28 protein-coding genes and 1 pseudogene are annotated in these 23,580 nt (G+C 38.9%); 26 read left to right on the top strand and 3 right to left on the bottom strand.

Annotated features, from left to right (window positions below; all coding sequences use genetic code 11):
- The first annotated feature begins 698 nt into the window (after window positions 1–698).
- The gene (locus B5E62_RS13405) at window positions 699–1,067 is read left to right on the top strand and encodes a hypothetical protein (RefSeq protein ID WP_083582569.1); all 369 of its coding nucleotides are present in this window, start codon (window positions 699–701) and stop codon (window positions 1,065–1,067) included.
- Window positions 1,068–1,079: 12 nt separating this feature from the next.
- The gene (locus B5E62_RS17770; protein ID WP_083582714.1) at window positions 1,080–1,208 is read left to right on the top strand and encodes an HTH domain-containing protein; all 129 of its coding nucleotides are present in this window, start codon (window positions 1,080–1,082) and stop codon (window positions 1,206–1,208) included.
- Window positions 1,209–1,228: 20 nt separating this feature from the next.
- Here the strand turns inward: B5E62_RS17770 and B5E62_RS13395 are convergent, their stop codons facing one another.
- Window positions 1,229–1,639, bottom strand: coding sequence for a hypothetical protein (locus B5E62_RS13395; RefSeq protein ID WP_143468874.1), 411 nt, complete (start codon window positions 1,637–1,639; stop codon window positions 1,229–1,231).
- Between the two features lie 38 nt (window positions 1,640–1,677).
- On the opposite strand from B5E62_RS13395, the gene B5E62_RS13390 reads away from it, so the two are divergent.
- From B5E62_RS13390 to B5E62_RS16970, 7 genes are all read left to right on the top strand, one after another.
- Complete coding sequence (locus B5E62_RS13390; RefSeq protein WP_076779338.1) at window positions 1,678–2,043, top strand: type II toxin-antitoxin system PemK/MazF family toxin; 366 nt, start codon at window positions 1,678–1,680, stop codon at window positions 2,041–2,043.
- Window positions 2,044–2,390: 347 nt separating this feature from the next.
- Window positions 2,391–2,768, top strand: coding sequence for a hypothetical protein (locus B5E62_RS13385; protein WP_087175047.1), 378 nt, complete (start codon window positions 2,391–2,393; stop codon window positions 2,766–2,768).
- A gap of 708 nt (window positions 2,769–3,476) precedes the next feature.
- Window positions 3,477–4,001, top strand: coding sequence for a type II toxin-antitoxin system PemK/MazF family toxin (locus B5E62_RS13380; RefSeq protein ID WP_143468873.1), 525 nt, complete (start codon window positions 3,477–3,479; stop codon window positions 3,999–4,001).
- Window positions 4,002–4,135: 134 nt separating this feature from the next.
- Window positions 4,136–4,321 carry a MarR family transcriptional regulator gene (locus B5E62_RS13375; RefSeq protein ID WP_087175036.1) on the top strand — a complete coding sequence of 62 codons (186 nt, stop codon included), beginning with the start codon at window positions 4,136–4,138 and terminating at the stop codon, window positions 4,319–4,321.
- Window positions 4,322–4,324: 3 nt separating this feature from the next.
- Window positions 4,325–5,398 carry a tyrosine-type recombinase/integrase gene (locus B5E62_RS13370; RefSeq protein WP_087175035.1) on the top strand — a complete coding sequence of 358 codons (1,074 nt, stop codon included), beginning with the start codon at window positions 4,325–4,327 and terminating at the stop codon, window positions 5,396–5,398.
- A gap of 5 nt (window positions 5,399–5,403) precedes the next feature.
- Complete coding sequence (locus B5E62_RS13365) at window positions 5,404–5,748, top strand: plasmid mobilization protein (protein WP_087175034.1); 345 nt, start codon at window positions 5,404–5,406, stop codon at window positions 5,746–5,748.
- 364 nt (window positions 5,749–6,112) lie between these two features.
- Window positions 6,113–7,699 (top strand): PBECR4 domain-containing protein, encoded by a 1,587-nt coding sequence (locus B5E62_RS16970; protein WP_162610317.1) that lies wholly within the window; start codon window positions 6,113–6,115, stop codon window positions 7,697–7,699.
- Window positions 7,700–8,300: 601 nt separating this feature from the next.
- Here B5E62_RS16970 and B5E62_RS13355 read toward each other — a convergent pair.
- Window positions 8,301–8,822, bottom strand: a complete 522-nt coding sequence (locus tag B5E62_RS13355; protein ID WP_087175033.1) for a helix-turn-helix domain-containing protein — start codon at window positions 8,820–8,822, stop codon at window positions 8,301–8,303.
- Between the two features lie 334 nt (window positions 8,823–9,156).
- Here B5E62_RS13355 and B5E62_RS13350 point away from each other — a divergent pair, with 334 nt between their 5' ends.
- The 6 genes and pseudogenes from B5E62_RS13350 to B5E62_RS13325 all read left to right on the top strand — a co-directional run bounded on the left by B5E62_RS13350 (window position 9,157) and on the right by B5E62_RS13325 (window position 14,924).
- Window positions 9,157–9,345 carry a hypothetical protein gene (locus B5E62_RS13350; RefSeq protein WP_087175032.1) on the top strand — a complete coding sequence of 63 codons (189 nt, stop codon included), beginning with the start codon at window positions 9,157–9,159 and terminating at the stop codon, window positions 9,343–9,345.
- Between the two features lie 12 nt (window positions 9,346–9,357).
- Complete coding sequence (locus B5E62_RS13345; protein ID WP_087175031.1) at window positions 9,358–10,446, top strand: site-specific integrase; 1,089 nt, start codon at window positions 9,358–9,360, stop codon at window positions 10,444–10,446.
- A complete protein-coding gene (locus B5E62_RS13340) occupies window positions 10,446–10,793 on the top strand; it encodes a plasmid mobilization protein (protein WP_087175030.1) in 348 nt (115 codons plus the stop codon). The genes B5E62_RS13345 and B5E62_RS13340 overlap by 1 nt, the downstream gene beginning before the upstream one ends.
- Before the next feature lie 213 nt (window positions 10,794–11,006).
- A complete protein-coding gene (locus B5E62_RS13335; RefSeq protein WP_242957931.1) occupies window positions 11,007–11,591 on the top strand; it encodes a CHC2 zinc finger domain-containing protein in 585 nt (194 codons plus the stop codon).
- Between the two features lie 27 nt (window positions 11,592–11,618).
- Window positions 11,619–12,961: pseudogene (locus tag B5E62_RS13330) on the top strand (VapE domain-containing protein).
- A 397-nt stretch (window positions 12,962–13,358) separates the two neighbouring features.
- Window positions 13,359–14,924, top strand: a complete 1,566-nt coding sequence (locus B5E62_RS13325; protein WP_143468872.1) for a MobA/MobL family protein — start codon at window positions 13,359–13,361, stop codon at window positions 14,922–14,924.
- Between the two features lie 72 nt (window positions 14,925–14,996).
- Here the strand turns inward: B5E62_RS13325 and B5E62_RS17700 are convergent, their stop codons facing one another.
- Window positions 14,997–15,251 (bottom strand): helix-turn-helix domain-containing protein, encoded by a 255-nt coding sequence (locus B5E62_RS17700; RefSeq protein ID WP_087175027.1) that lies wholly within the window; start codon window positions 15,249–15,251, stop codon window positions 14,997–14,999.
- A 111-nt stretch (window positions 15,252–15,362) separates the two neighbouring features.
- Between B5E62_RS17700 and B5E62_RS13315 the strand changes: the two genes are divergently transcribed.
- The 11 genes from B5E62_RS13315 to B5E62_RS17695 all read left to right on the top strand — a co-directional run bounded on the left by B5E62_RS13315 (window position 15,363) and on the right by B5E62_RS17695 (window position 23,565).
- The gene (locus B5E62_RS13315) at window positions 15,363–15,791 is read left to right on the top strand and encodes a hypothetical protein (RefSeq protein ID WP_087175026.1); all 429 of its coding nucleotides are present in this window, start codon (window positions 15,363–15,365) and stop codon (window positions 15,789–15,791) included.
- 114 nt (window positions 15,792–15,905) lie between these two features.
- Window positions 15,906–16,169 (top strand): hypothetical protein, encoded by a 264-nt coding sequence (locus B5E62_RS13310; RefSeq protein WP_087175025.1) that lies wholly within the window; start codon window positions 15,906–15,908, stop codon window positions 16,167–16,169.
- 59 nt (window positions 16,170–16,228) lie between these two features.
- Window positions 16,229–16,735, top strand: coding sequence for a hypothetical protein (locus tag B5E62_RS13305; protein ID WP_087175024.1), 507 nt, complete (start codon window positions 16,229–16,231; stop codon window positions 16,733–16,735).
- Between the two features lie 31 nt (window positions 16,736–16,766).
- Window positions 16,767–17,435: a hypothetical protein gene (locus B5E62_RS13300; RefSeq protein ID WP_087175023.1), complete on the top strand. Its 669-nt coding sequence runs from the start codon at window positions 16,767–16,769 to the stop codon at window positions 17,433–17,435.
- A gap of 22 nt (window positions 17,436–17,457) precedes the next feature.
- Window positions 17,458–18,066 (top strand): hypothetical protein, encoded by a 609-nt coding sequence (locus B5E62_RS13295; protein WP_087175022.1) that lies wholly within the window; start codon window positions 17,458–17,460, stop codon window positions 18,064–18,066.
- 473 nt (window positions 18,067–18,539) lie between these two features.
- The gene (locus tag B5E62_RS13290; protein WP_087175021.1) at window positions 18,540–19,388 is read left to right on the top strand and encodes a hypothetical protein; all 849 of its coding nucleotides are present in this window, start codon (window positions 18,540–18,542) and stop codon (window positions 19,386–19,388) included.
- A 21-nt stretch (window positions 19,389–19,409) separates the two neighbouring features.
- On the top strand, window positions 19,410–19,679 hold the full coding sequence (locus tag B5E62_RS13285) for a hypothetical protein (RefSeq protein ID WP_087175020.1): 270 nt from the start codon (window positions 19,410–19,412) through the stop codon (window positions 19,677–19,679).
- A 504-nt stretch (window positions 19,680–20,183) separates the two neighbouring features.
- The gene (locus B5E62_RS13280; RefSeq protein ID WP_242957930.1) at window positions 20,184–20,759 is read left to right on the top strand and encodes a TIR domain-containing protein; all 576 of its coding nucleotides are present in this window, start codon (window positions 20,184–20,186) and stop codon (window positions 20,757–20,759) included.
- Between the two features lie 133 nt (window positions 20,760–20,892).
- A complete protein-coding gene (locus tag B5E62_RS13275; protein WP_242957928.1) occupies window positions 20,893–22,344 on the top strand; it encodes an SIR2 family protein in 1,452 nt (483 codons plus the stop codon).
- 19 nt (window positions 22,345–22,363) lie between these two features.
- On the top strand, window positions 22,364–22,975 hold the full coding sequence (locus B5E62_RS13270; protein WP_087175019.1) for a TIR domain-containing protein: 612 nt from the start codon (window positions 22,364–22,366) through the stop codon (window positions 22,973–22,975).
- A gap of 374 nt (window positions 22,976–23,349) precedes the next feature.
- Window positions 23,350–23,565, top strand: coding sequence for a type II toxin-antitoxin system HicA family toxin (locus B5E62_RS17695; protein ID WP_087175018.1), 216 nt, complete (start codon window positions 23,350–23,352; stop codon window positions 23,563–23,565).
- Window positions 23,566–23,580 lie beyond the last annotated feature (15 nt).

The following is a 23,580-nucleotide window of genomic DNA, read 5'->3' as shown; positions in this document are numbered from 1 at the left end:
TATATAGACCCGTTCACGGGTGAGCCAGTAAAGCAAAACAGATAAGAAGAGCCCTTTAGGGCTCAAGTAAGAAAATGATGTTGCGATTGGCGAACCAAATCGATGAGTCTTTAGACTCCGGTGCCGGTAAAAGACCCTTATAGGGTCAAAGCAAGCCACCGGCTAAGCCGGTGGTCTTGACTACTCTCTCGACAAAATGCCGTTCCTTTCAGCGCGAAAACAGGCAGTTCGCCAAAAAATTTACTTAAAGGCATTAGAAATCCGAAAATGCCGTCGTTCTTATTTTATAGAAAACCATCTTGAACAGGAGGTGAACCCGATGTACCTTGCGTCGTTGCTTGAAAACATAAAATATGGGATTTTGCCGTAAGAAACGGCGTTTCCGCCGTCCTTCGGTGACAAGGTAGGAAATGAGAAATAACACAGGAAAGATACAGGTGTTGAAATAGCAAAGACTGTCTTTGCGCAGACACACAGACACCTATATTTTTTTGACCTTCCCGGTCGACAGAATTCAAAACAATATCCGAGAAGCGCCAATAAAAGCACCGAAAAAACGGGAATTTTACTTGGCTTGACTTTTTGCGGCCTTTACGCCTTAAAACAGCGGCAATCCGGCAGCTCTGTCGGCTGCCGCAGCCCTCCGTATCAATCGTTTTTGAAACCAACCAAAAACGATTGAACGGAGGCACATAACCTTGAAAAAACAACCCAAAGCGGTTTATATCATAGAAAACGGCGGGTACACGGAATTGACCTATGAGGAATTCTGTCGCCGTGAGCAAATCTGCCCGTTATATGCGGACAAGCTGTTCCTGCCTCTCTACGGCAGGCTTATGGAGGTATCCAAAGAGGATTACGCAGAATTCTACCGAGCAAAGCGTCGACAGAAATATCTGGACGAACGCTCTGCGGACAACGGCGACTTCTCTTACGATATGCTGACCACCGATGAATTCAGCGGCGAGGACATCCTCATCGCCGAGCAGCCGGATGTATGCGACGCCGTAGTGGAAAGCATTATGACGGACAAGCTCAGGAAAGCCATCCTCAAGCTGACCGATTAGGAACAGCTCCTCATCTACCGCCATTATTACGCCGATATTTCAGGCACCGACCTTGCCGAAATTTACGGCGTATCACAACAGGCAATCAGCAAGCGGATCGCAAAAATCAGAGCAAAGCTCAAAAATCTTTTAGAAAATTAAAAAACTTGGTTGTAGCCCCCTCAACTTTTCGGCATGGAAAGTGAGGGGGCTTTCTCTATAGCCTCCGCCCGTTCTTTGAAAACCGAATAGTACAGCGCATCCTTTACCTTCCTTCTGCCGTCGGCGAAGCCGATAAGCCACACGACCTTTTGAGTCGGACGGTGCGGCGCATCCGCACCGAAGGCCATGAAAAGCAGAAGCAATAATGATACTTGCGTCCAGTCACAGGCCGAGCGTTGAAGCGGTATGAACAAAATGCCGTGAGCCGTCGCAGCCAATGAGGGCGCCTCGCAGAGATCCTGGGAGTGGTGGGATTCCAATGAGGTCAAATGCATGACCGGAGGATGTGTTCCCTTGTTCGGGGCGTCGTGGACAAATACGGACAGAACCAAGAGCGATTGATACAAAACACAAGGCGGTCGTTTGCCCAAAAGCACTCGGCCGCCTTTTACTTAAACGGAGGCTAACTATGAAAGAGATTAAACGAGGCGAAATCTATTCCGCCGACTTCGGCGTAGGCTTCGGCAGTGAGCAAGGCGGCGTTCGTCCGGTTTTGATTTTGCAGAATAATACTGGCAACAAGCACAGCCCCACCACCATCGTGGCGGCGATCACAGGCAGAAAGACAAAAGCGGCTCTGCCCACCCATGTAGCGATAATAACAAGCGGTCTCAAGACCGAATCCACCGTCCTGCTCGAACAGATCCGAACGATAGACAAAGCGAGGCTCGGCGAGTATATCGGCAGGCTCGACAGCAAGACCCTCGCCACCGTTGACCGTGCCATTGTAGTGAGCCTCGGTATTAAATATTTGGAGGGGCTGCTCAATGGATAAAAGAACCGACATCAACACTGCATCATTCGCTTACAGCGTGAGCCTTTTACGAATAAGAATCAGCGGCTACCCGCCAGGAGCAGGAACAAAAAGACAGTCTATACATACCGCAGTCCTCCATGGGATTGCGGTATTTTTTTGTTCGACATTTTTTACCACTTTTCATCATTACTTTATTTCGTATGACGATTTTTGTCATGCGTGTGCATCTGCTTTCATGCAGGTGCTTTTTTTATTTGTCGGAAAATGTCGTGTTGTAATATACACCAGTTTGATTGAGCCTTCCTGCAGAAGCCCTCCATTCTTCTGAATTTTCTTAAAAGTTCAGAAGAATGGAGGCAGACAGCTTGAAAGCTGATAACAAGAAAATATGGATTCGTGGTCAATTTGTAGAAGTCACGGATGAGGTATATGCAGCCTATATGAAAGGCGATAGAAAAATAAGATATTTTGAAAATGATTTGAAAACAGGACGGACGGTTAAAGATAAGGATGGAAATATAAAACAAACCCTTCCAAGCCGAGAAGATTCTTTGGACAGGCTTATGGAAGATAACGCACAGCAGTTTCTTGATAGCCATGAGAGCGTGGAGGATATTGTAATTCAAAAAATTTCTGCTGAAAAAACGGAACGAGTATATGCAGAGCAAATAGGCGTTTCTCCAAGCACTGTTCATAGAAGAAGAGAAAAGATTATAAAAAAATTGAAAAACTATTTGAAATAGCGGAGCAGACCTCTCACTTAACGGCAAATAAAGTGAGAGGTCTTTTTATGGCCGCTTAGGACCTTGAAAAGTTCATACCCATTCATCAAGTACGTTCCTGTTGCTATCGTGATGAGCGTAAGCCACGTTAGCGGGTACGCCATGATCCGGACGGGTAAAGGCAGCGAAATCCCACATATTTAGAAGAATCGGTTTGCGGCTGTTTTATCTGTCCGGGGAGCGGAAAATACCCGGCTATAACTATCAGATTGCTACTGATAAGGCGATAACAGGCAACAGGTATCATGATACTCCTGTCCGGTCATAAAGTCGAGCATATAGGGGCCCCCGGAAAGAAGGATTCTTTTCGGGGAAGACGAGGAGCTATGCAGCGATGGAGCCTTGCCGCCTGCGGCGAGGCGAGCATAGCGGAATCAGCTCTGAGGATGTCGCAACAAGTGAGGGCAGCTTTGGGAGAACCTCAGAGGGGCATAGGCCCGTGGAGCTGATTCGCAATCAGCCGCTTGATGATTTCCCCGCATGAAATACATGCGATAACAGCCGGGGCGTCGAGGACAAATAGGCTGAAACAGGCAATTATGGTAGCCGGATACAAAGAAATGTTTTGCGTCCGGCTGATACATACCCACTGTGAATAATGGTTTCAAAAGAGCGGAGGGAGAGCCATACGGAACAAAGAAAGTTCTAAGGCGTACAGAGGAAGGAGATATGATTGTGGAAGAACAAGAAGTGCGGCGTGGAGAGATTTATCACGCAGATCTGAATCCTGTTTTCGGGAGTGAGCAGGGCGGATACCGTCCTGTGCTGATCATCCAGAACAACCGGGGAAATCGGCATAGTCCAACGGTCATTGTTGCAGCTATCACGAGCAGACCAAAGACAAAACTGCCGACACATGTACCGATTAATGGAATCAAAGGACTTGAGAAAGAGTCTTTTGTCCTATTGGAGCAGATCCGGACACTGGATAAAGGACGTCTGGATGATTTTGTTGGCAGGCTGAACCGGGAGCAGATGATAAAAGTGGATAAGGCACTGCGTACCAGCATGGAGATCAAAAAACTGGATAAACCGATTTTAATGTGCTTATGCCCGGTGTGTGCAAAGCCATTTTACAATTCAAAGGAACACTTTATCATTCGGGCAGATCAGGAACAGACAATAAAGGAAACATGTATGTTCTGTAATGTACGACAGGGATACGATTATTTAATAAGGAAGAAATATTATTGAATGAAGCTGATTTGATGAACATGGATCAGTTTTATTTGGGTGTGTCAAGTCTGCGATAGAAAATATCGCACATTTCACTTATTCATTGATGTGCGATATAGTAGGCGCAGGACGTCTGGAAAGAAGGAATGATCATGGAAAATACATTATTTGTAACTGCAGAAATCGTGGCAAAGGATCTAGGAGTGTCAAAACCCTTTGCTTACAAATTAGTTCGTCAGATGAATGATGAGTTGAATGCGAAAGGATACCTTACTGTGGCCGGCCGGGTGAGTAGGAAGTATTATGAAGAGCGATTTTATGGATTGAAAGAAGGTTAAGTGATGGCAGCATACAAAGATACGGAGAGAAATACATGGTATGTGGCATTTTATTACCGGGACTGGCAAGGTAATAATAAGAAAAAGAAGAAAAGAGGATTTAAGACCAAAAGGGAGGCTCTGGACTGGGAAAAAACATTCCGGCAGAAACAAGAAGCTTCTCTGGATATGCTATTTAAAGATTTTGTGGAAGTCTATGCGGAGGATATGAAACCCCGGTTAAAGTATAACACATGGCTTACCAAAGAGCATATCATCAAGACAAAATTACTGCCTTATTTCGGTAATAAGAAAATGAATGAAATCAAAGCGGCAGACGTGGTGCGGTGGCAGAATGAAATGATGTCATTCCGTGATGAAGATGGAAATGGATATTCAAAAGTATATCTGAAAACCTTACAGTCACAGTTGAGCGCTATATTCAATCACGGGATCAGGCTATATGAACTGAAAGAAAACCCGGTCAGAAAGGCTGGAAGTATGGGTGGAGAGAGGAGAAAAGAAATGTTGGTTTGGACGAAGGAAGAATATAAGAAATTTTCAGAGGCAATTATTGATAAACCGCAGGCATATTACGCATTTGAAGTTCTGTTCTGGACTGGCTTGAGAGTGGGAGAACTTCTTGCTTTGACACCTGCAGATATAGATTTTTCTGCTAAAACTATTTCTGTTACGAAATCTTATCAGAGAATAAAGGGAGAAGATTATATTACTGATCCTAAGACAGAGAAAAGTAACCGTACCGTATCTATTCCGGATTTCCTTTGTGAGGAACTTCAAGAATATCTGGCTATGCTGTATGGATTTAAAGATGATGACCGGATGTTCCAGATTACAAAAAGTTTTCTTCATCATGAGATGATTCGGGGATCAGAAAAGGCGGGAGTAAAGAGAATCAGAATCCATGATATTCGGCATTCCCATGTTTCTATGCTGATTGATATGGGATTTTCAGCGGTGGATATTGCCGGGAGAATGGGGCATGAAAGTATTGATATTACATTGCACTATGCTCATATGTTCCCGTCCGCACAGAAGGATATGGCTGAAAAACTGAATATGGAAAGGGTAGGGTAAAGAGTATGTATAAAAGACCAAGGCAAAAAGCGCAGCCAAAGAAAAAGAAAGACGAACATAATCGGAAGAGAGATATAATCGTTAATTTTCGTATGTCTCCGGAAGAACGGGCAGAATTGGAGCAGAGAATTTTGATAAGTGGGAAGAAAAAACAGGATTACATGATCCAGAGCAGTCTGGAACAAAAACTGGAGATTGTTGCCAATAGGAAGATGTTGATGGATATTCAGCATAGAATGGATGAGATCGAGACAGAACTGAAAAGAGTAGTATCCGCAGACGCAGTGGATATGGAAAAGCTGGTCGGACTGAAATCGCTAATTGAGTTGTTCCGGGCGGTAGAGGAATAAGAGAGTGACCGTATTGTGCAGAGTGTGGTATGGTCAAGGCATTGGCAGGGGGAAGAGTACATAGAATAGTATATAAATAATATTGTAATCTGACAGGGTTATGCTATACTATGTAAAGGAATAAGTTCTTTTTCTTGTTCATATGCAGAGAAAGAGAAACAGATGTGGTAAATAATTGACTTTCAGCATATTATAGTGTATACTTAGAATAGAAAAAGAAGATAATATAGTCGGAACGGCGACTTAAAATCCGTTTCCAGTGGTCGGGATGAAGACCTTAAACTCATTCCCATTACAGAGTAAACTGCTAAAAATCAGAAAAAGGATGGCTGCGGTCATCCTTTTTTCTTGATAAAGGAGTACAATGGCTGAAGAAAGTTTTAAAGAACGTGTCCGTTTGGAGATAATAAAGGCGGCTAAACAATATAAGACAATTTATGTTGACTATGAGTATTTGGTCTGTTCAGAGGCATTTGTACAGAATGATTACTACATAGTAGCTGCAATGGAAAATAATTTTCAACATTTGACGGGAGTACATTCAAATATTAGTTCCCAAGATTTTTTTGACAAATGCATTCAAGGTACATTAGAGGATACGGATTTTGATTTTATCAAAAGGGGACAGGATGAAAAAGCTGTAAAAGGTACTGTTAGAAGAAAAATTAAAGTCTTGCCGGATATGATGAGGCTTTTTAAAACTGGATTACAGACAGAAGAGAATTTTAAAAAGAATAAGGTTGTTTGTTCGTTTGCAACTGCTGACGGAGCTTGCACTTTGGGATTTTCGGAATCAACAAAAGCTAGGCCAAAATCTTTGATAAAAGGAAACGAGTTAAAAAATCCTAAACTTGTAGAAGTGATTTTAAGAAAAAAAGTAGGAGAAGAGCTGTTTAATGAAATTATTGTTGGAGATAAGGCATTATTAAAAAAATATCAAAATAAAATACAAGAATTAGTTTCTGATGAATTGTTCACACAAAAAGTGAAAATCGTTTTTGAAATAAATTCCAATCCAACAGCATGGAGCAATCAAGAAATACATTTTATATATAAAAGTGGAACGAGTGTAGACCTTATAATTGAGGGAACATATTGTGAGTTACAAATTGTTGGTAAAGATAATTTGGAAGAAATTATTTATGCCATATGGGAAATTTTAGCATGGAATGACGGATATTTTTATAAGCCTGTTGAATATTTGGTAGACGATATTAAACGTGATGTTAAAGAATTATTTAGAGTGCCATATTATGTGACAGACTCTAAGTGGAAAAACAGTGCTTTACTGATTGGCAGAAACCACCGAGAAATATCGGAAGATATTATTACACGATATATACAGATTAGAAATGTTGGAAGGGAACAGAAATCTTTAAATAAAACATTATTTTCTTCATATTTTTATTTGCATTCAGAAAATTACAGTGCAGTAAATATTGAACATAGATTAGTATTGTTAATGCACATATGCGATGGTTTTGCAATAGCTTTTTTGCATGGTAATCAAAAAAACAATGGAGGGAATATTAACAAGGTATTAGAATGTATAGATGTTGGTACACGTTTAACAAAGAAATACAAAATCGGAGCAGATATGTTGGGTGTACCGTCTGATAAGGCAAAAGAGGCTTTGCAAGACACTAGAACAGAACTTACGCATTATATTTATAAACCATCAAGTTTAGGCTCATTTATAAGTGATCCGAATAGTGATACTGATAATATGGTCAATTTGTATGTCTTTTATGTCTTAGACTTAGCTTTACGAGTTGGTCTATTGGAGACAATAGGAGCAACTGTTGAAGATGAAATAAAAAACTATTTACTGGATGAAAATTTAGATTGGATTAGATTGGAAAAACACATGGATGAAGAGTGTGTGATTCCACGAAATGCGATTAGGCAAATATTGGAAAAATTACAAGTTATGAAGAATGATGAAGACTAGTGTTTTCAAAAATCTAAGAATGGAATATTGATACTGTTCTGACCAAGAGGAGCTTACCATTATCCTTAAAAAATCTGAATTTTTCAGCCTCAGAAAATGAAGCTAAAAGTGAGGCGAAAAATGAAGCTGAAAATTATAGACTGATTTTAATGACATTGTAAATATAGTTTTAACAGAAAAGGAACCGTGGAACTATTATGGTACTAAAACCTGTGGGTACTCAAAATACCCCTAAAAAACAGTATAATATGGATACGAGAATTGCGAAAAATCCGCCAGAAATACCACGATTGCACAATGACTTTGAGGAGTTTGAATAGGGTTTTGCAAAAATAAACCCAGTATTTATGCCGTATCCAAGCAAATTCCGTTAATTCATGGCAACGGATTGGCAACATTCCTGCAATATCCGTTGAATAAAATATTATTTCTATAACATAAAAACCTTACTGATGAACTGTTTCCAAAATTGGAAAGAGCAGTCAGTAAGGTTTTTTCTTTTTGTAGTAGCGACGAGCCAAAGTCCAAGCTTGCTTGAGACCTTGGCGACCGCTTACAATCTCAGAACGTGCCCTTGGGCACTTCTGATGATTGCATTTCTTTATTGATTCTCTTTTTTCAGTGCCTTGATGAGTTCGTCAGAGAGTTCCTGAGACGGAACCTTTGCCCGAATCTCAGAGGTATCCAGTTCCGGATAGTTATATCGCCAGTTATCGTATTCTTCCTGGCTGAGTTCTCCGGCTTCCAATTTTGCAGCCATTTGCTGCCATGTATGAAAAGGTGTGAACAGGTGCTGATATTCTTTGTGCTCCCGGTCAAGCCGGAGGCAGAGCTCTCCGTCAATCTCTCCGATCTTGATTCCATACATATCTTCCAGTGCAAAGAGGGTGTGCATGAGACCAAGATAGGAGTCAATATTCGGAACATTGATGGCTCTGGTGCTTACACCGAAGATCTGTGCCATTTCTTTGACCAGATCAGCTTTAGGGGTTCTTGCTTCTGTCTCGTACTGTGCCACACGGACATCTGAAGTTTTTCCAAGGAATCCAAGAAGTTCGCCAAGCTCCTTCTGCTTCATACATTTTCTGTTTCTGAAAAATTTAATACGTTTTCCAAATGCCATAGGGATCTCTCCTTTTCCTGAAATCTTTTATTCAATTTTGAATATAAGTTCCTACTGTTGTGCAATGAATAGGAACGGGTGGTTAACGATATTTGTTTAAATCAGTATAGCATATGGAAAAATAAGACGCAAGAAAAACTTAAACAAAAAAATTTAATTACCGATGTTCAAACCACTTGACTTAACGAAAAATAGTTAATATAATACAAACAAAACTTAACTGAATAACGTTAAGTTCGAGAAAATTTGAAAATGAGGTTGTATAAGGTGCCTTGAAAGTTTGGATAAGTAGAGGGTTTTTTCCTTGAAGATGATGTGGAAGGAGGTGAATGGAATGTCTGAATTAAAGAATGGGTTTCTGACTGCGGAAGAGGTAATGGATATTTTACAGGTCAAACAGTCAAAGGCATACCAGATTATCCGCCAGCTGAATAAAGAACTCAGCGGAATGGGACTGATCACAGTGCCGGGGCGTGTGGATGCCAATTATTTCAAGAAAAAATTATTTTATGAAGAAAAATAGGAGGTACTTAAGATGGCTGTATATCAGGAAAAAGACAAAGGTACATGGAGAGTGGTGTTCCGGTACACCGATTTTACCGGGGAAAGAAAGCAGACGCAGAAACGTGGCTTCAAGACCAAACGGGAAGCGACTGCATGGGAACATGAAATGATGCTCCGAAAAGGAAATAAGCTGGATATGACGTTTGAGAGCTTTTATGAGATTTATTCCGAGTATAAACGCCCGAGGGTAAAGGAAAGTACATTTGAGACGAAAAGCCACATTATGCGGACAAAAATCCTTCCTTACTTTGGAAAACGGAAGATTAACGAGATTACCGTGGCGGATGTGATCGCCTGGCAAAATGAAATGATGGCATATCGGGATGAAAAGGGCAAGCCCTATTCCGTGGATTATCTGAAAACGATTCAGGCACAGCTCACGGCAATTTTCAATCATGCAGTCAACTATTATAATCTGCCCTGCAATCCGGCAAGACAGGCAGGAAGTATGGGAAAAGAGGTTCCAAAGGAAATGAAATTCTGGACAAAGGAACAGTATCTGAAATATGCCGAAGCAATGATGGATAAGCCCAGATCCTATTATGCCTTTGAGATGCTTTATTGGACCGGAATCCGAGAAGGGGAGTTGCTTGCCCTCACACCGTCAGACTTTGATTTTGAGAAACACACAGTGCGGATCAATAAAACTTACCATCGGATGAAAAAGCAGGACATTATTACTTCACCAAAGACAGCAAAAAGTAACCGGATTGTTGTGATGCCGGAGTTTCTCTGTGAAGAGATGCAGGACTATCTTCAGATGTATTATTCACTGGCACCGGATCAGCGGATCTTCCCATTTTCCAAATCTTATCTGAAACATGAAATGGAAAGAGGATGTAAAGCGACAGGAGTTCCAATTATACGAATTCACGATCTTCGTCACAGCCATGTTTCCCTGCTGATCCATATGGGATTTACTGCTCTTGCCATTGGAAACAGAGTAGGGCATGAAGCAGAAAAAATCATGTACCGGTATGCACATTTGTTTCCAACGGTACAGACGGAGATGGCGAATAAACTGGATGTGGAACGGATGGAGAAGGAGGATGAAATCTGATGGAGAAAACGTTGGACGCAAAAGGACGATGGAGAAACCGGACGGTGGGATTCCGGGTATCCGAGGAAGAAGCAAAAATGATTGATCGCATGGTGGCGTTATCCGGGCTTACCAAACAGGAGTACATCCTGAGAAAGTTGATGGACTGGGAAGTGACCGTGCAGGGAAATCCAAGAGTCTACAAGGCTCTGAAAAATCAGATGCAGCAGATTTTAGATGAACTGAAACGGTTGGAAAAATGCAGTGAAGAAAATGAAGAACTGCTTCAGACCATCCAGATGGTTGCTGTGACATTTAATGGGATGAGGGAGGAGCCGCAGCATGAGGAATCACCTGAACATCCCTAAAAAAGAAAATGCCCCTGCTGGTAACAAGGACATTTCTAACGGTAACAAAAACTTATGCAGGCTCTGGTAAAGCCTCATAGACAAAAACTCAATCCTTACGGGAGAAGTCTGCCTATACGCATATAGCTTTATGTGTAGTATAGCAAAGTTCTCCTGTAACGGAAAGAGGGAAAATTACTGAAATTAATAACAAATGATACAGGAGGATGGAACATGAACATTTTTCGGGAAGTGAAAGAACATGTCACCGCAAGGCAGGCGGCAGAAAGATATGGCTTAAGAGTGCGACGTAATGGGATGGTGTGCTGTCCTTTTCATAATGACAAACATCCCAGTATGAAGATTGATCAGAATTATTACTGCTTTGCCTGCGGGGCAAAAGGTGATGCGGTTAATTATGTGGCGGTGCTGTTTGGATTATCCCAGTTCGAAGCAGCGAAGAAAATCAACGAAGATTTTTCTTTGGGAATTCCAATCGGGAAAACAGAGATAGGAAGAAAACAAAATTCAGGTGCCAGGAAAAAAGAGAAGGTTCCAACAAAAGAAGAACGGATTCAATTTGTCCAAAAGAAAATTGACGGATGGGCAAAGGATGCTGCGAATGTATTACTGCGGTATCTACGATGGATGGAATTCTGGAAGGAGTTTTACAAGCCGGAATCTATGGAAGAGGAATGGCATCCGCTATTTGCCGAAGCTTTACAGAATGAAAGCAAGATAAGTTATCTGGTGGACATGCTGATGTTTGGAACAGATGAAGAGATTCTGGATTTTTCCAGAACAGAAGGGAGGAGGTGAAGCGGTATGAACAGAGAATTGCAGAATATGAGCGAGGAGTCCTTGCAGAACTTAGAGGAGATTGTGGAAACGGAGCTTCTGACAGTGGAGGATATCCGGGAACGGCTGGATACCACGGAAAAGGGGAAAATTCGTCAATCCATTCAGAACTGCAAATATGCGTTGGAGCATGATCCCTGTCTGAAAGGAGCTATTTGTAGAAATGAAATGACCTGTCAGATTGACATTATGAAGAAAATGCCCTGGAAAAGGCGTGGTGTTCATATGACGGATACTGATATGAACAATATAGCGTTATATCTGGAAAAGAATTATGGACTGACCAGTGACCGGGTGATTGTAAAGGCAATCGATATCGTGGCGAATGAAAACAGTTTTCACCCGATTCTTGAATATCTGGAGAGTCTGAAATGGGATGGTATTCCGAGGATTCAGCATATGCTGACACATTTCTTTGGAGCAGAAGATATTGCATATACCGGAGAGGTGATGAAGATGCATATGATGGGAGCAATCCGCAGGCTGTATGAGCCGGGAGCCAAATATGACATCATGCTCTGTCTGGTTGGAGGGCAGGGAACCGGAAAATCCACATTCTTCCGTTATCTGGCAATCAAAGATGACTGGTTTACGGACGATATGAAGCGGATCGATGATAAGAAGGTTTATGAATATCTGCAGGGACACTGGATCGTGGAAATGTCAGAAATGAATGCAGTAGCAAATGCCAAGAGCATTGAAGAGACGAAATCGTTCCTTAGTCGGCAGAAGGATATTTATCGTATCCCATATGAAAGGCGAGCCGAGGACCGGTATCGCCAGTGTGTATTTTGCGGTACTTCCAATGATCTGAATTTTCTACCGTTTGACCGTACCGGAAACCGGAGATTTGCTCCGGTCAGGGTATTTTCGGAAAAAGCGGAAACCACCATTTATGAAAATGAAGCAGAATCCAGAGCGTATATTATCCAGGCATGGGCGGAGGCAATGGAGATCTATCAAAGCGGAGACTATCCGATGACCTTTTCACCGGAGATGGAAGATCACGTTAAACTTCTCCAGAGGGAATTCATGCCGGAAGATACCCAGACCGGTATGATTCAGGCATTCCTTGATGCATACGAAGAAGATTATGTGTGTTCGACCATTATCTATCAGCAGGTATTTCATCAGGAAGGCATTGTGCCAAAATGGCAGTCAAAAGAAATTGGTGATCTTATGGACCATGAAATCATCGGCTGGACGAAACATGGCAATCACAGGTTTGGTGGATTAATCGGAACGCAGAGGTCGTGGAAAAGGATTCAGCCGAAAAAAGATGAAGAGGGATTTCTGAAGGTGGATGAAAAATGGAAGTCCCATTTGATTAAGCATTACTTTTAAAATGTTTTGAGCCTTGTTCACAGGTTTCTGTTCACAAATATCCGGGCGGAATGTGAACAAGAAGGTGTGAACAGGAGCGAAAAAACTTTGAAAACAAAGCAGAAACGAGAAACAGTCCCGGAAACGGGCATCAATAAAAATGGCGGATACGCCAATTAGAAAAAATCGTTCATCAGTAGATATAGAATCATCCGGATATGACCAAAAGAGCCCTCGGCGATTGAGAGCGAAATACACCCATCGCACAAGCTAAGCTTATGCTCTGTGTCTTTCGTCCTCCCGGAGGGCCTCGCAGGGGCAGATTTTGCCTTGCCAAAGTATTCTGTAAAAGCGAATAGAGGTGATGATTTCTGAGGGCAGTGTATCCGGCGGAAAGGAGGAAGTGTGAACAGACGAAATCATAGTTTTGTGATGGAAAGCAAGCTGCATGACGTAAAAGGCAGAGTGGATTATATCAGCAGCCCAAAGCGGCAGGAAAATCTGTATGCGGTCTTTTCCAATGTGGAGGGCAGCTACTGGAATCTGCTTGCCGAACAGAATCAGCAGGATTTTACAAAAAGCGGAACAGAGGGAACCTGTATTGAAGCCAGAGAGCTGATTATTATGTTACCGCCGAGCCTGATCGATTATGACCATGAGATTCTGCTAAAATATATAACATCGAAATTTCTGGAAAAGTATGATGTGGGCTGCTGTGCAGCTTTGCATCATAATAAGAGTAAAACGAATTTACATATCCATCTGATCTTTTCGGAACGGGAAATCCAGCAGGAAGTGGAGCGGAAAATTGCCAGTAGAAATATGTTTTATAATGAAAAGGGAAAGCATGTGAGGACGAAAAAGGAAATCCTCGATGAGGGCGGAAATCTCCGGTCCGGATGTAAGATCATCAAAAAAGGAGAAGTGTATGAGACGAATTTCTTTCAACCAAAGAAAGAGGAATTTAAGTCCCATGCATTTCTTGAAAATATGAAGCAGGTCATGACGGATGCTATCAATGAGATTGTGCAAGATGAAAATGAGAAGCTGCAGGTATTTCAGAAAGGCGGACCTTATCTTGCTACCAAGAAGATTGGGAAAAACAATCCCAAAGAAGCGGAGATCAGGGCAGATAATTATCTCCGGCAGGAATGGAACCGGAATGTAGATCGGGCATTGCTTACAGGTGCATCAGAAGTAGAAGTGATGATGGCAAAGCAATCACAGATTGATGAACCGGTGGCGGAGTCGCTCCGAGATTATGGGCAGGATCCGAAATTATTTACCGGGATTCTTCAGAAAGCAGTCGGATACCTGAGGGGATTTGTAGAATTTCTGCGGGAGACGAAATACTGCGATAGAGATTCGGAAGGAAATCCGCTGATTGATCATGATATGAGGATTGACATTACGCCAGAGCCACTGCCAGCAAAATCAAAAGGAGAACGTCCTTCCTCGGAAAAACAGGAAGCAGAAGTTATGAGATTACAGCAAATTCTCAATAAGATGAAAAAACAGGAACAGAAGATTTATGCCATTGAGCAAGCCATCGTGAAACTGGAAAAAGATCTGAAGGAAGTGAAAAAGAAATGGTTCCACCGAAAAGAGCAGAAAGAACTGGAAGGAAAGATTGATGCGAAAAAAGTCCAGTTGGAAAAGGCGAAGGCTGCACTGGATTTGATTCCGGCTCAATATGGATATCAGAATGCACTGGAAGTTACAAAGGCAATGAAGACTGCAAGAGCGGAGTTGAAGAAAGTTCAACAGGCTCAGAAAGTATGGGATTCGCCGGAACCGAAACAGGAAAAAATGTATCTGACGATTCCGGCGAATATTCCGAATGTCGAGAAACAGGAAATGCAGAAAAGCACCGGGCAGAAAAGGAGTATTCATGAACGGTTGGAGGAGAAAAAACAGATTGTGGAACAGCAGCCGAAAAAGAAGAAGCAGAGAAATGGAATGGAACTATAACTCGTATATATTTGGAGAATATGACTGATAAGCGAAACCCTGGATGGCAGAATGAAAACTGTTGATCCAGGGTTATTTGTTGTAGGATAGTCCATTAAATATTGTGTTGAAATCGGTATGAAATATTTCGGTCAAGGCAATGAGTTCACTAATTTTGATGTTGTAGGTACCTGCTTCGATCTGAGAGTAAATGCTACGGGTAGTTGGAAGATTTCGCAGCTGTAATTGAGCAACAACCTGTTCTTGTGTGAGATTAGCTGCGGTTCTTAAGTTTCGTAAATTATTTCCAAGGGAAACGTCATTGATTTGTCGTAACTTTTGCTCCATAAATAATCCATACCTTTCATTTGCATCATTGTCCTTGTGCTTATATTGATTTTACTTTAAAAATTTTCTATAATTGCAATGCATAGATTGCAAACAAGAGGGATAAGAAGTATGAATGAGAAACGTATATGTATAGTGTGCGTAATAATGATATTTGTTATCATGACGGGATATCATTTTGAAAAGAAATCTGAGGAAGAAATATCAATGGAGCCGGATGTAGTGAGCAGTATCAGTATGAATCGGGATCAGTATCTTAAAGTAGTTGCAAATCGGGATAGGATCGAAGATAAAGAAGAATTCGCAAAATTACTGGTGAAGATGTGTACGGAAAATTCATTTCATACAATTAAGTTTTCTACAGATAGAGGATATGCGACTGGAATTCATATGCAAGTATATTTATGCGACAATGATATTGAAGAGGCAAAAGTGGCGATGAAAATTGATTATATCCAGAGAGAGTATAATGAGAAATATGACATATGTAATAACCCGGAGGAATTTGAATTATTTGTGGATGGAGAGGTGACTAATTAGACGAGATATAGGTCTTTGTTAATTACAAGTAATTATTAATGTGATATACTAAAATAAATTGCAGTATTGTGATGTATTTAAAATCATCTTTTATATACAGGAAAGAGGAATGGGATGAAACTGGCATTTAATTTTAAAAAGAAAGAGGCAAGCCTTCAAGCTGATGTAGAAGGAATGATAGAAAGAGGTCTGGAAAGGAAAGAAAAAAGTCCAAAACGTAAGACACGATATCAGATTCGTCAAGAAGAAAAACGTAAAAATATGGAACTTAAACGTGAATTAGAACGTAAACAAATGGTGCAAGGGATACTGATGATGGCTGGAGTCATTGTGTTTTTTCTTATTATTTGTACAATTGGTTCAAGTATAAATTGGTAACTGTCGCGAAATTTACGGATTATATTATACATGAATAAATTGATAATGGGGGTATAAATATGGCTAGATCATTAACAGAACAAAAAGTATTGAAGAAATTAGGGATAGATGATTTTCGACATTTGACAAAGGATAAAGTCATTACTATGGCTTCTATGCTTGATAGGATGGACCCGGAAGTTGCAAAGAAGGCAATTGAACAGTTTCCTGAGTTCGCACATACTATGAAGGATATTCTGCAGGATTATAAGCAGACTTTGGACAAGGCTCTTGATGAAAATAGCGAGAGTGTGAAATCATATTACTCATCATGTGATGCTATTATCACTTCATTGCAAAAAGAGCTGGACAAAGAAAACTTATCTTTCGATGAGAAGAGGTATATTATTGATAAAATGATAGAAGTAAACAAGATGAAAGGCGAAAAAGATTCAGAGAATAAAAAGTTTATTGCTACATTAGCTGTTATTGGTGCGGCTGCAATAGGGACGGTAGCTGGAGTGCTTGCGTCTGCTATTGGTGGAAATACAAAGATTGAAATGAATGATGACGAAGAACTTGAGTAGCTTTAAAACATAAAATGAGGATTGGATTAAGATGGGAATATTAGGAAAGATTGTTGGGGCAGGTGCTTCTGCTATTGGGGCAGGATTTGAAGCAATCGGACAAAAATTAGAAGATGTATTTGTAAAACGTGAACAGAAGAATTTAGAATATATTGCAAATTATCCGTATGCAAATAAATATATCGTGAGAGAGGTTAAAGAAGTACAGGACGATATGGATTACGCCAAAGAGTTTGGTTTGAAGAAGAATTTCTTTGGAATATATTCTCCGGAAAATGAGCCTTTATATTTAGCATATAGTGAAGGAGAGAAATTTGGAAAGTGTAAATATACATTCGTAGACATGGCTGCGAATGAAATGGCATTTTTGGTAGCAAAGAAAAAAAGTTGCATTATTGAGTGTGGACATATTAAGTATGAATTAAAATCCAGCGAAATGTTCGATAAGAGAAAATTCAACTTGGTGAATAGCGATTATAGAATGGAGTGTAATGACACTGGCTCTGAAATAAAGGTATATGGAAAAAAAGGAAAGCACATTCTGATTCAGATCAACAAAGTGCCTTCTGATTTAGGAATGAAATGGGGAGAGTATATAATCGGTTGTAATGAGCGACAGGATGTAATGCTGACTATGCTGTTAGGAATAGCAGTAGGAACAATTTTGATGCAGTCGGCGAACTTGTTGGAGGTCGATTAACTATTAGCCTGGAGGAATACTTATGAAGATGTATCAATTGAATTGCCCTGCTTGTGGTGCGACTGTAGAAATTGAACAAGATAGAAAATCCATGTTCTGTTCTTACTGTGGTAGCAAGATATTTATGGATGATGGAGTAAAACGAGTAGAGATTACTAAAAAAATTAATTACCATCAAACATATACCGATGAGGCAAAAATTAGGGAACACGAACGAAAGGAAAAGATTCAGCTAAAACAGCTCGAATATGAAGAGCGTGAAAAAAAGAGAAACGATAGGGTAGTGTTTGCTTGCATGGGTATATTGTTTTTGATTGCAGCAATATGTTTCGGGATTAGTAGATTTTATGAGGTGGCTGGAAAACCGGATGCAAATGAAGTGCAGGTTCCATTTTCTTCAAAGGATTTAAAAGGTGAAAACTATGAGCAGGTAATTATTGATTTGGAAAATGCGGGTTTTATAGAAATCACTACTAAAAAGAATAAAGATCTAATAACAGGGTTCATCACAAAAGATGGATCGGTTGAAAAAGTATCAATAAATGGTGGCTCTGATTTCGAAGAAGGAGACATATTTCCAGAAGAAGCTGCAGTTGTTGTTACGTATCATACGTTCGAAGATAAAGATTAACGTAGGGAAGCTTGAATTTGGAGGAGAAATCTGTTTGACATATCTAGTGTATGATGCTAATATGATTATAGAAAAGGTGCTACCGATAGATGGTTAGCCCACATTATGATTAGTTAAGAAAAATAACCGTTCAGTTTGCGAGGCTGGGGCGGTTATTTTTTTGCGTGATTGCTTCCTATTGCGTAACCAAGTCCAAAGGCTGTTAAGCATAAGCTGATAACAGCAATCAGACCTTCGAGAGTCAACATTAGCATCCCCTCCTTTAGCAAGATTTCCGCAGATAGTCTGGAGATTTCTATGTAAACAGAGGGTCACAGTCCCTCTGGAGAAGGACTAACCGCCTACCGTGAATGGTAGCACCATGGAAATTATAACAAAGAGAATAAGGAATAAGGAAAAACAATAGACGAGAATATGAATCTTGGATAAATAGTGATATAATTTGATTACTAGAGAATACGGAGGGTAAATATATGTTTGCAGGTTTTAATTTAGAAATTGACAAACATTTTTTTGAATCACAACAGAAATCTTTTCATGAATATCAAAAAATCGGGGAAGAACATCTCGGAGCACAATGTGACGGGATAGAAAATGCATTGAGTGAGTATATCAATAATAATATTGTTGACGGTTCAAAAATACAGAAGGATTGGTTTCCAGAAGTGGATGCTGATATTTTCCTGTCACATTCAAGTGGGGATAAGGAATTAGTGAATGCAATTGCGGGATGGCTTAACGATACTTTTAATTTGAAATGTTTTGTGGATTCAAACGTTTGGTGTTATGCAGGAGATATTTCTGAAATGCTTAACTCAAATTATAGTAACAAGAGATCAAATGATAATGGTGGCTATTTGTATAATCATAAACAATGTTTAAAGGTTTCTGAACATGTTAATACCATGTTGAATATTGCACTTCAAAAAATGATTGACAAATGTGAAAGCGTATTTTTAATCAATACTGAAAAGTCTATTCATATAAATAGTGATTCAAAAAGTATTGACATAACATATTCTCCATGGATTTATTCGGAATTAGTGTGTAGTGAGATAGTTCGTAAGAAACCGTTGTACTTTTATAGATATAATACGGAATTATACCATTCAATTAATGAAAGTCGTCGGTTTGAGGCTACAAGCAATAATTTAACCATATCATACAATGCACCTACTCAACACTTAATAAAGATAAATCAAGATGTTTTGGAACAATGGAATAGGCAGTTTGATATGGAATATCCATTCCCGTTAGATTTATTATATATGGATTATTTTAAAGACGTGGTGGAGGAAACAAAAAGATATTTCAAATATTAATGTGATCCAGGGTGAAAAGATATGAGAGATAAAAAAGAGATTTCAATTGAAGAAATCCATAAAGAAATTGACTTGATACAATCATGTATAACTAGAATGGCACAAAATTCATTTATGATTAAAGGATGGTTTGTATCAATTTATGCGGTTATATTAGCTTTACTGCCTGAAAAAATAAATTTGCTTTTATTGTGTATAGCATTAACGGCGGTTAATTTGATTTTTGGTATCTGGATGGTTTTTTCCTTAGAACAGAAAAAGTATACAGAAAAATATATGATTGGGTCTTAGAAATGAGACCACAAAATAATAGAGAACTAATGTATCAATTAAATCCTAGTAAGTTTAGTGGGAAAATTGAAGAAGTTGAATCTGTCTGGAAAGTTATGTGGTCAAAAACTTTACGTTGGTTTTATTTGGTGCCATTAGGGATTGTCGTAATGGTATTTATAGTTAAATACTGGACAGTTCTATGCGCTGTAGCAAAAATATGTACTTGTAAGTAATGTGGAAACTTATGTACACAGCAAAAATGTATGAGGCAGTAAAGACAGATATTGAATATACGCAGGTCAAAGTGTTAAAATATGTATAAGCCAAAGAGTGTATAATGGAATATGTTCAGCAAATAAGTAACATAACGAATACACAAGTGAGGGAAGCATGTGGCTTTACACGAAAACAAGTTCTGAAATTATAGAAAATGCTAACATAAGAACGATTTATTGTGTTCGAAGTCAAGATTCTACGGGAAACTACATAAAAACTTTTGTTGATCGGAATATGGAAAGATAGGTGAATGAATTGGGGAAAAAAGTATTTGTATCTTATAAATATAAAGACAATGATGTGCAGATGATGCCTAACGTTACACAACCGACTTGGCCATGTGATTATGTTGATTACATAAAAAATAAAGTTTTGTGTGATGACGATATTTATAAAGGTGAAAAAAGTGATGAAGATATTTCTTCGTGGAGCGAGGATGCCATTTGGAATCACTTAAAGAATAAAATTTATGACAGTACAATTACAATTGTTTTGATATCTCCCAATATGAAAGAAACTGGAAAGTGGCAACGTTCGCAGTGGATTCCGTGGGAAATCAGTTTTTCAGTTAGAGAGACGACACGAAATAATCGTACAAGTCATCGGAATGCATTGCTTGCTGTTATTCTACCTGATAAAAGAGGATCGTATGATTATTATAATAAAAATAATCTTTTCCCTATATTGAAGAGCAATATTGAAAATGGTTATGCTTATGTAGTTACGTGGGACGATTTTTTGAATTATTCTCAGGTCGATATAAGCATTGCTTTTAACCACAAAGATAATACACCTTCCTATAAAATTGTTAAATCAGTTTAAGATTATTATGATACAGAGTTTTATTTATTAAAACAGAATGATAACTAAAAAATGACCAACTATAATGTAAAGAGAATATGCCATTGGGGGAGAAAAGTATTCCCCAGAAATAGACACAAAGGGAGGTCAAAATTTGAATAGAGAAATTTCGTCATTTATTGATAAATATGTAAAAGAAATTAAAGATAACAGCGCGGCCATGTTTATTGGAGCTGGATTCTCTAAAAGTGCAGGATATGTAGATTGGAAAAATTTGCTCAGAAGTGTGGCAGATGATTTAGAACTTGATGTTGATAAGGAATATGATTTAGTTTCTTTAGCACAGTATTGTTATAACAAAAACGGAAACAGAAGCATTATAAATGATGTAATTTTTGATGAATTCACTAAAGAGAAAGACGTGGATGAAAATCATCGAATTATTGCGCGTCTTCCTATTTCGACATATTGGACAACAAATTATGATTCATTGATTGAAGATGCTTTGACTGAATCAAAAAGGATTGTGGACGTAAAATATAATAATAAACAACTGTCGCTTACTAAGCCACACAGAGATGCGATTGTGTATAAAATGCATGGTGATAAGAATAATCCCGATGAAGCGATTCTGATAAAAGATGATTATGAAAAATATTATAGAGATCACGCTCAGTTTATTACTGCGTTGAGTGGAGATCTGATTTCAAAAACATTTTTGTTTGTTGGTTTTAGCTTTTCTGATCCTAACATCGATTATATATTAAGTAGAGTCAGAATTGATTATGGGAATCAAAACAACAGACAACATTATGCAATTATGCGCAAAGTGAATGCAGAAGATTATTCGGATCGGGCTGAATATGAATACGCAAAGCGCAAGCATGATTTTTTTGTTGAGGATCTTAAACGTTATAATATCCGTGCTTTGCTAATAGACGAATACAGCGAGATTACAGATATCTTGAATGAAGTTAGTAAGAGATTGAACCAGAATAATATTTTTATCTCTGGAAGTGCAGAAGAGTATGGAGATTATACTGAAATGGATGCGTTAGAATTAATTCGGACGTTGAGCCAACAGTTAATTGCACAAGATTTTAATATTATTTCTGGCTTTGGTTTGGGTGTGGGGAGTGCCGTGATAACCGGAGCTTTGCAAGAAATATATATGAATAAAAAGAGTGTAAATGAGGACAGGCTTCTATTGCGACCGTTTCCGCAAGGAGTTGTGGATAATAGCACTCGCCAAATTTTATGGAAAAAATATAGAGAAGACATGATTTCGCGTGCTGGTGTGTCCATTTTTTTATTTGGAAATAAATTAGTGGATAGTAAAGTAGTGTTGGCTAATGGTATGAGGTCTGAATATGAAATCGCTGTTGATAAGCACAATTTGATAGTTCCGGTAGGATGTACAGGGTATATTGCACAAGAAATTTGGAATGAAGTCAATAAGGATTTGTCAGCTTACTATACGAATGTTGATGACTCATTAATAGAAGCATTTGCAAAATTAAACCATAAATCTAATAACTATGATTTGGTTAATAACATTATTTCGTTTATAGGATTGTTTAAAAATGGAAAACATAGTCCAGTGTAACATAGAAAAAGGAGGTATTATGGCACATAAAACTTTTATCTCATACAAATGGAGCGAGGCTCAGCAGCTTAGAGATGATATCATTGATGCTCTTGGGGAGGATGCATCTTATTATAAGGGAGAAACAAGTGACTCGCCTGATTTGACTGATACAACAACGGATAATATTAAGAAAAATTTGAGAGATATGATGTATGATACATCTGTTACAATTGTTATTATTTCCCCACACATGAAAGAAAGTAAATGGATAGATTGGGAAATAGAGTATTGTTTGAAAGATGAAACACGAAAGGGAAGAACCTCTCATAATAATGGTGTTGTAGGGGTTATTATGAAATACAATGGAGGATATGATTGGTTTAAAACAACACATAAGAATGCTGATGGTTGTTCATCGACTACATATGAAGAATCGAAAGTATATGATATTATAAATAACAATCGTTTTAATCAAAATCCAAAAAAATACAGTTGTGATGTATGTAAAACAGTAAATTCATTAACAGGATCTTATATTGCATATGTTGATGAAGAAACTTTTTTGGCAAACCCATTTAAATACATCAATAATGCTTATGATAAGAGTGAAAATGATGCGGCTGGTTACGACTTGACTAAGACTAGATAAAAGCAGGCCGGTTTGAGAGTAATAAACCTTTTTATTCTAGAGACTTTTTGTTATAATAAGCCCATGGCAACATTCTGGCAACAGTTCATCAGAAAGCCAGTGGAAATTATGTAATAGAAATAAAAATTAGGCATATTGTAAGCGAAACCTTAATTAATTCCGTTAGGTTTTGACTCGACAGAGCCGAGTTCGAATAATTACATTTTTACTCAGATTACATCAAATGGCAGATATTCTACGGGTATCTGCCATTTGATATATTGCATATGGTTATAGTTTTAAAAAGATTTTTTGTTGCCAGTGCGGATAAATTATGATACATATTATTGACACCAAATATGACACCACATATAATGTAAACAGGAGGTATTCAAATGTCAAAATGGGATAAACTATTAATGCGTATCTGCACTTTATCGAGAGACCTCCGGTTTGATGAGCTGCGGAAAGTATTAGAAAGTTATGGTTACAAGATGAATGCTCCGAGAAGTGGTAGTAGTCATTATACATTTCGAAAATCTGGATGCCAGCCAATTACGATACCAAAGCATGAACCAATTAAGAAGGTTTATGTGGAACTTGTGAGATAGGTTGTAGAAAGTGAG

Origin of the sequence: Lachnoclostridium sp. An118, from assembly GCF_002160985.1 — a bacterium.
GTDB lineage: Bacteria > Bacillota > Clostridia > Lachnospirales > Lachnospiraceae > Claveliimonas > Claveliimonas stercoravium.
Note: the sequence above shows the minus strand (reverse complement) of the source record. Positions and strands in the feature narration are given on the sequence as shown.

Bases quoted from the DNA above. Each gene is read 5' to 3' on its own strand.
- B5E62_RS13300 (WP_087175023.1), top strand. From the start codon at position 16,767: ATGGGAATATTAGGAAAGATTGTTGGGGCAGGTGCTTCTGCTATTGGG.
- B5E62_RS13285 (WP_087175020.1), top strand. From the start codon at position 19,410: ATGAGAGATAAAAAAGAGATTTCAATTGAAGAAATCCATAAAGAAATT.
- B5E62_RS17700 (WP_087175027.1), bottom strand. From the start codon at position 15,251: ATGGAGCAAAAGTTACGACAAATCAATGACGTTTCCCTTGGAAATAAT.
- B5E62_RS16970 (WP_162610317.1), top strand. From the start codon at position 6,113: ATGGCTGAAGAAAGTTTTAAAGAACGTGTCCGTTTGGAGATAATAAAG.
- B5E62_RS13365 (WP_087175034.1), top strand. From the start codon at position 5,404: ATGTATAAAAGACCAAGGCAAAAAGCGCAGCCAAAGAAAAAGAAAGAC.
- B5E62_RS13370 (WP_087175035.1), top strand. From the start codon at position 4,325: ATGGCAGCATACAAAGATACGGAGAGAAATACATGGTATGTGGCATTT.
- B5E62_RS13345 (WP_087175031.1), top strand. From the start codon at position 9,358: ATGGCTGTATATCAGGAAAAAGACAAAGGTACATGGAGAGTGGTGTTC.
- B5E62_RS13290 (WP_087175021.1), top strand. From the start codon at position 18,540: ATGTTTGCAGGTTTTAATTTAGAAATTGACAAACATTTTTTTGAATCA.
- B5E62_RS13315 (WP_087175026.1), top strand. From the start codon at position 15,363: ATGAATGAGAAACGTATATGTATAGTGTGCGTAATAATGATATTTGTT.
- B5E62_RS13350 (WP_087175032.1), top strand. From the start codon at position 9,157: ATGTCTGAATTAAAGAATGGGTTTCTGACTGCGGAAGAGGTAATGGAT.
- B5E62_RS17695 (WP_087175018.1), top strand. From the start codon at position 23,350: ATGTCAAAATGGGATAAACTATTAATGCGTATCTGCACTTTATCGAGA.
- B5E62_RS13355 (WP_087175033.1), bottom strand. From the start codon at position 8,822: ATGGCATTTGGAAAACGTATTAAATTTTTCAGAAACAGAAAATGTATG.
- B5E62_RS13390 (WP_076779338.1), top strand. From the start codon at position 1,678: ATGAAAGAGATTAAACGAGGCGAAATCTATTCCGCCGACTTCGGCGTA.
- B5E62_RS13295 (WP_087175022.1), top strand. From the start codon at position 17,458: ATGAAGATGTATCAATTGAATTGCCCTGCTTGTGGTGCGACTGTAGAA.
- B5E62_RS13380 (WP_143468873.1), top strand. From the start codon at position 3,477: ATGATTGTGGAAGAACAAGAAGTGCGGCGTGGAGAGATTTATCACGCA.
- B5E62_RS13305 (WP_087175024.1), top strand. From the start codon at position 16,229: ATGGCTAGATCATTAACAGAACAAAAAGTATTGAAGAAATTAGGGATA.
- B5E62_RS13310 (WP_087175025.1), top strand. From the start codon at position 15,906: ATGAAACTGGCATTTAATTTTAAAAAGAAAGAGGCAAGCCTTCAAGCT.
- B5E62_RS13340 (WP_087175030.1), top strand. From the start codon at position 10,446: ATGGAGAAAACGTTGGACGCAAAAGGACGATGGAGAAACCGGACGGTG.
- B5E62_RS13335 (WP_242957931.1), top strand. From the start codon at position 11,007: ATGAACATTTTTCGGGAAGTGAAAGAACATGTCACCGCAAGGCAGGCG.
- B5E62_RS13375 (WP_087175036.1), top strand. From the start codon at position 4,136: ATGGAAAATACATTATTTGTAACTGCAGAAATCGTGGCAAAGGATCTA.
- B5E62_RS13270 (WP_087175019.1), top strand. From the start codon at position 22,364: ATGGCACATAAAACTTTTATCTCATACAAATGGAGCGAGGCTCAGCAG.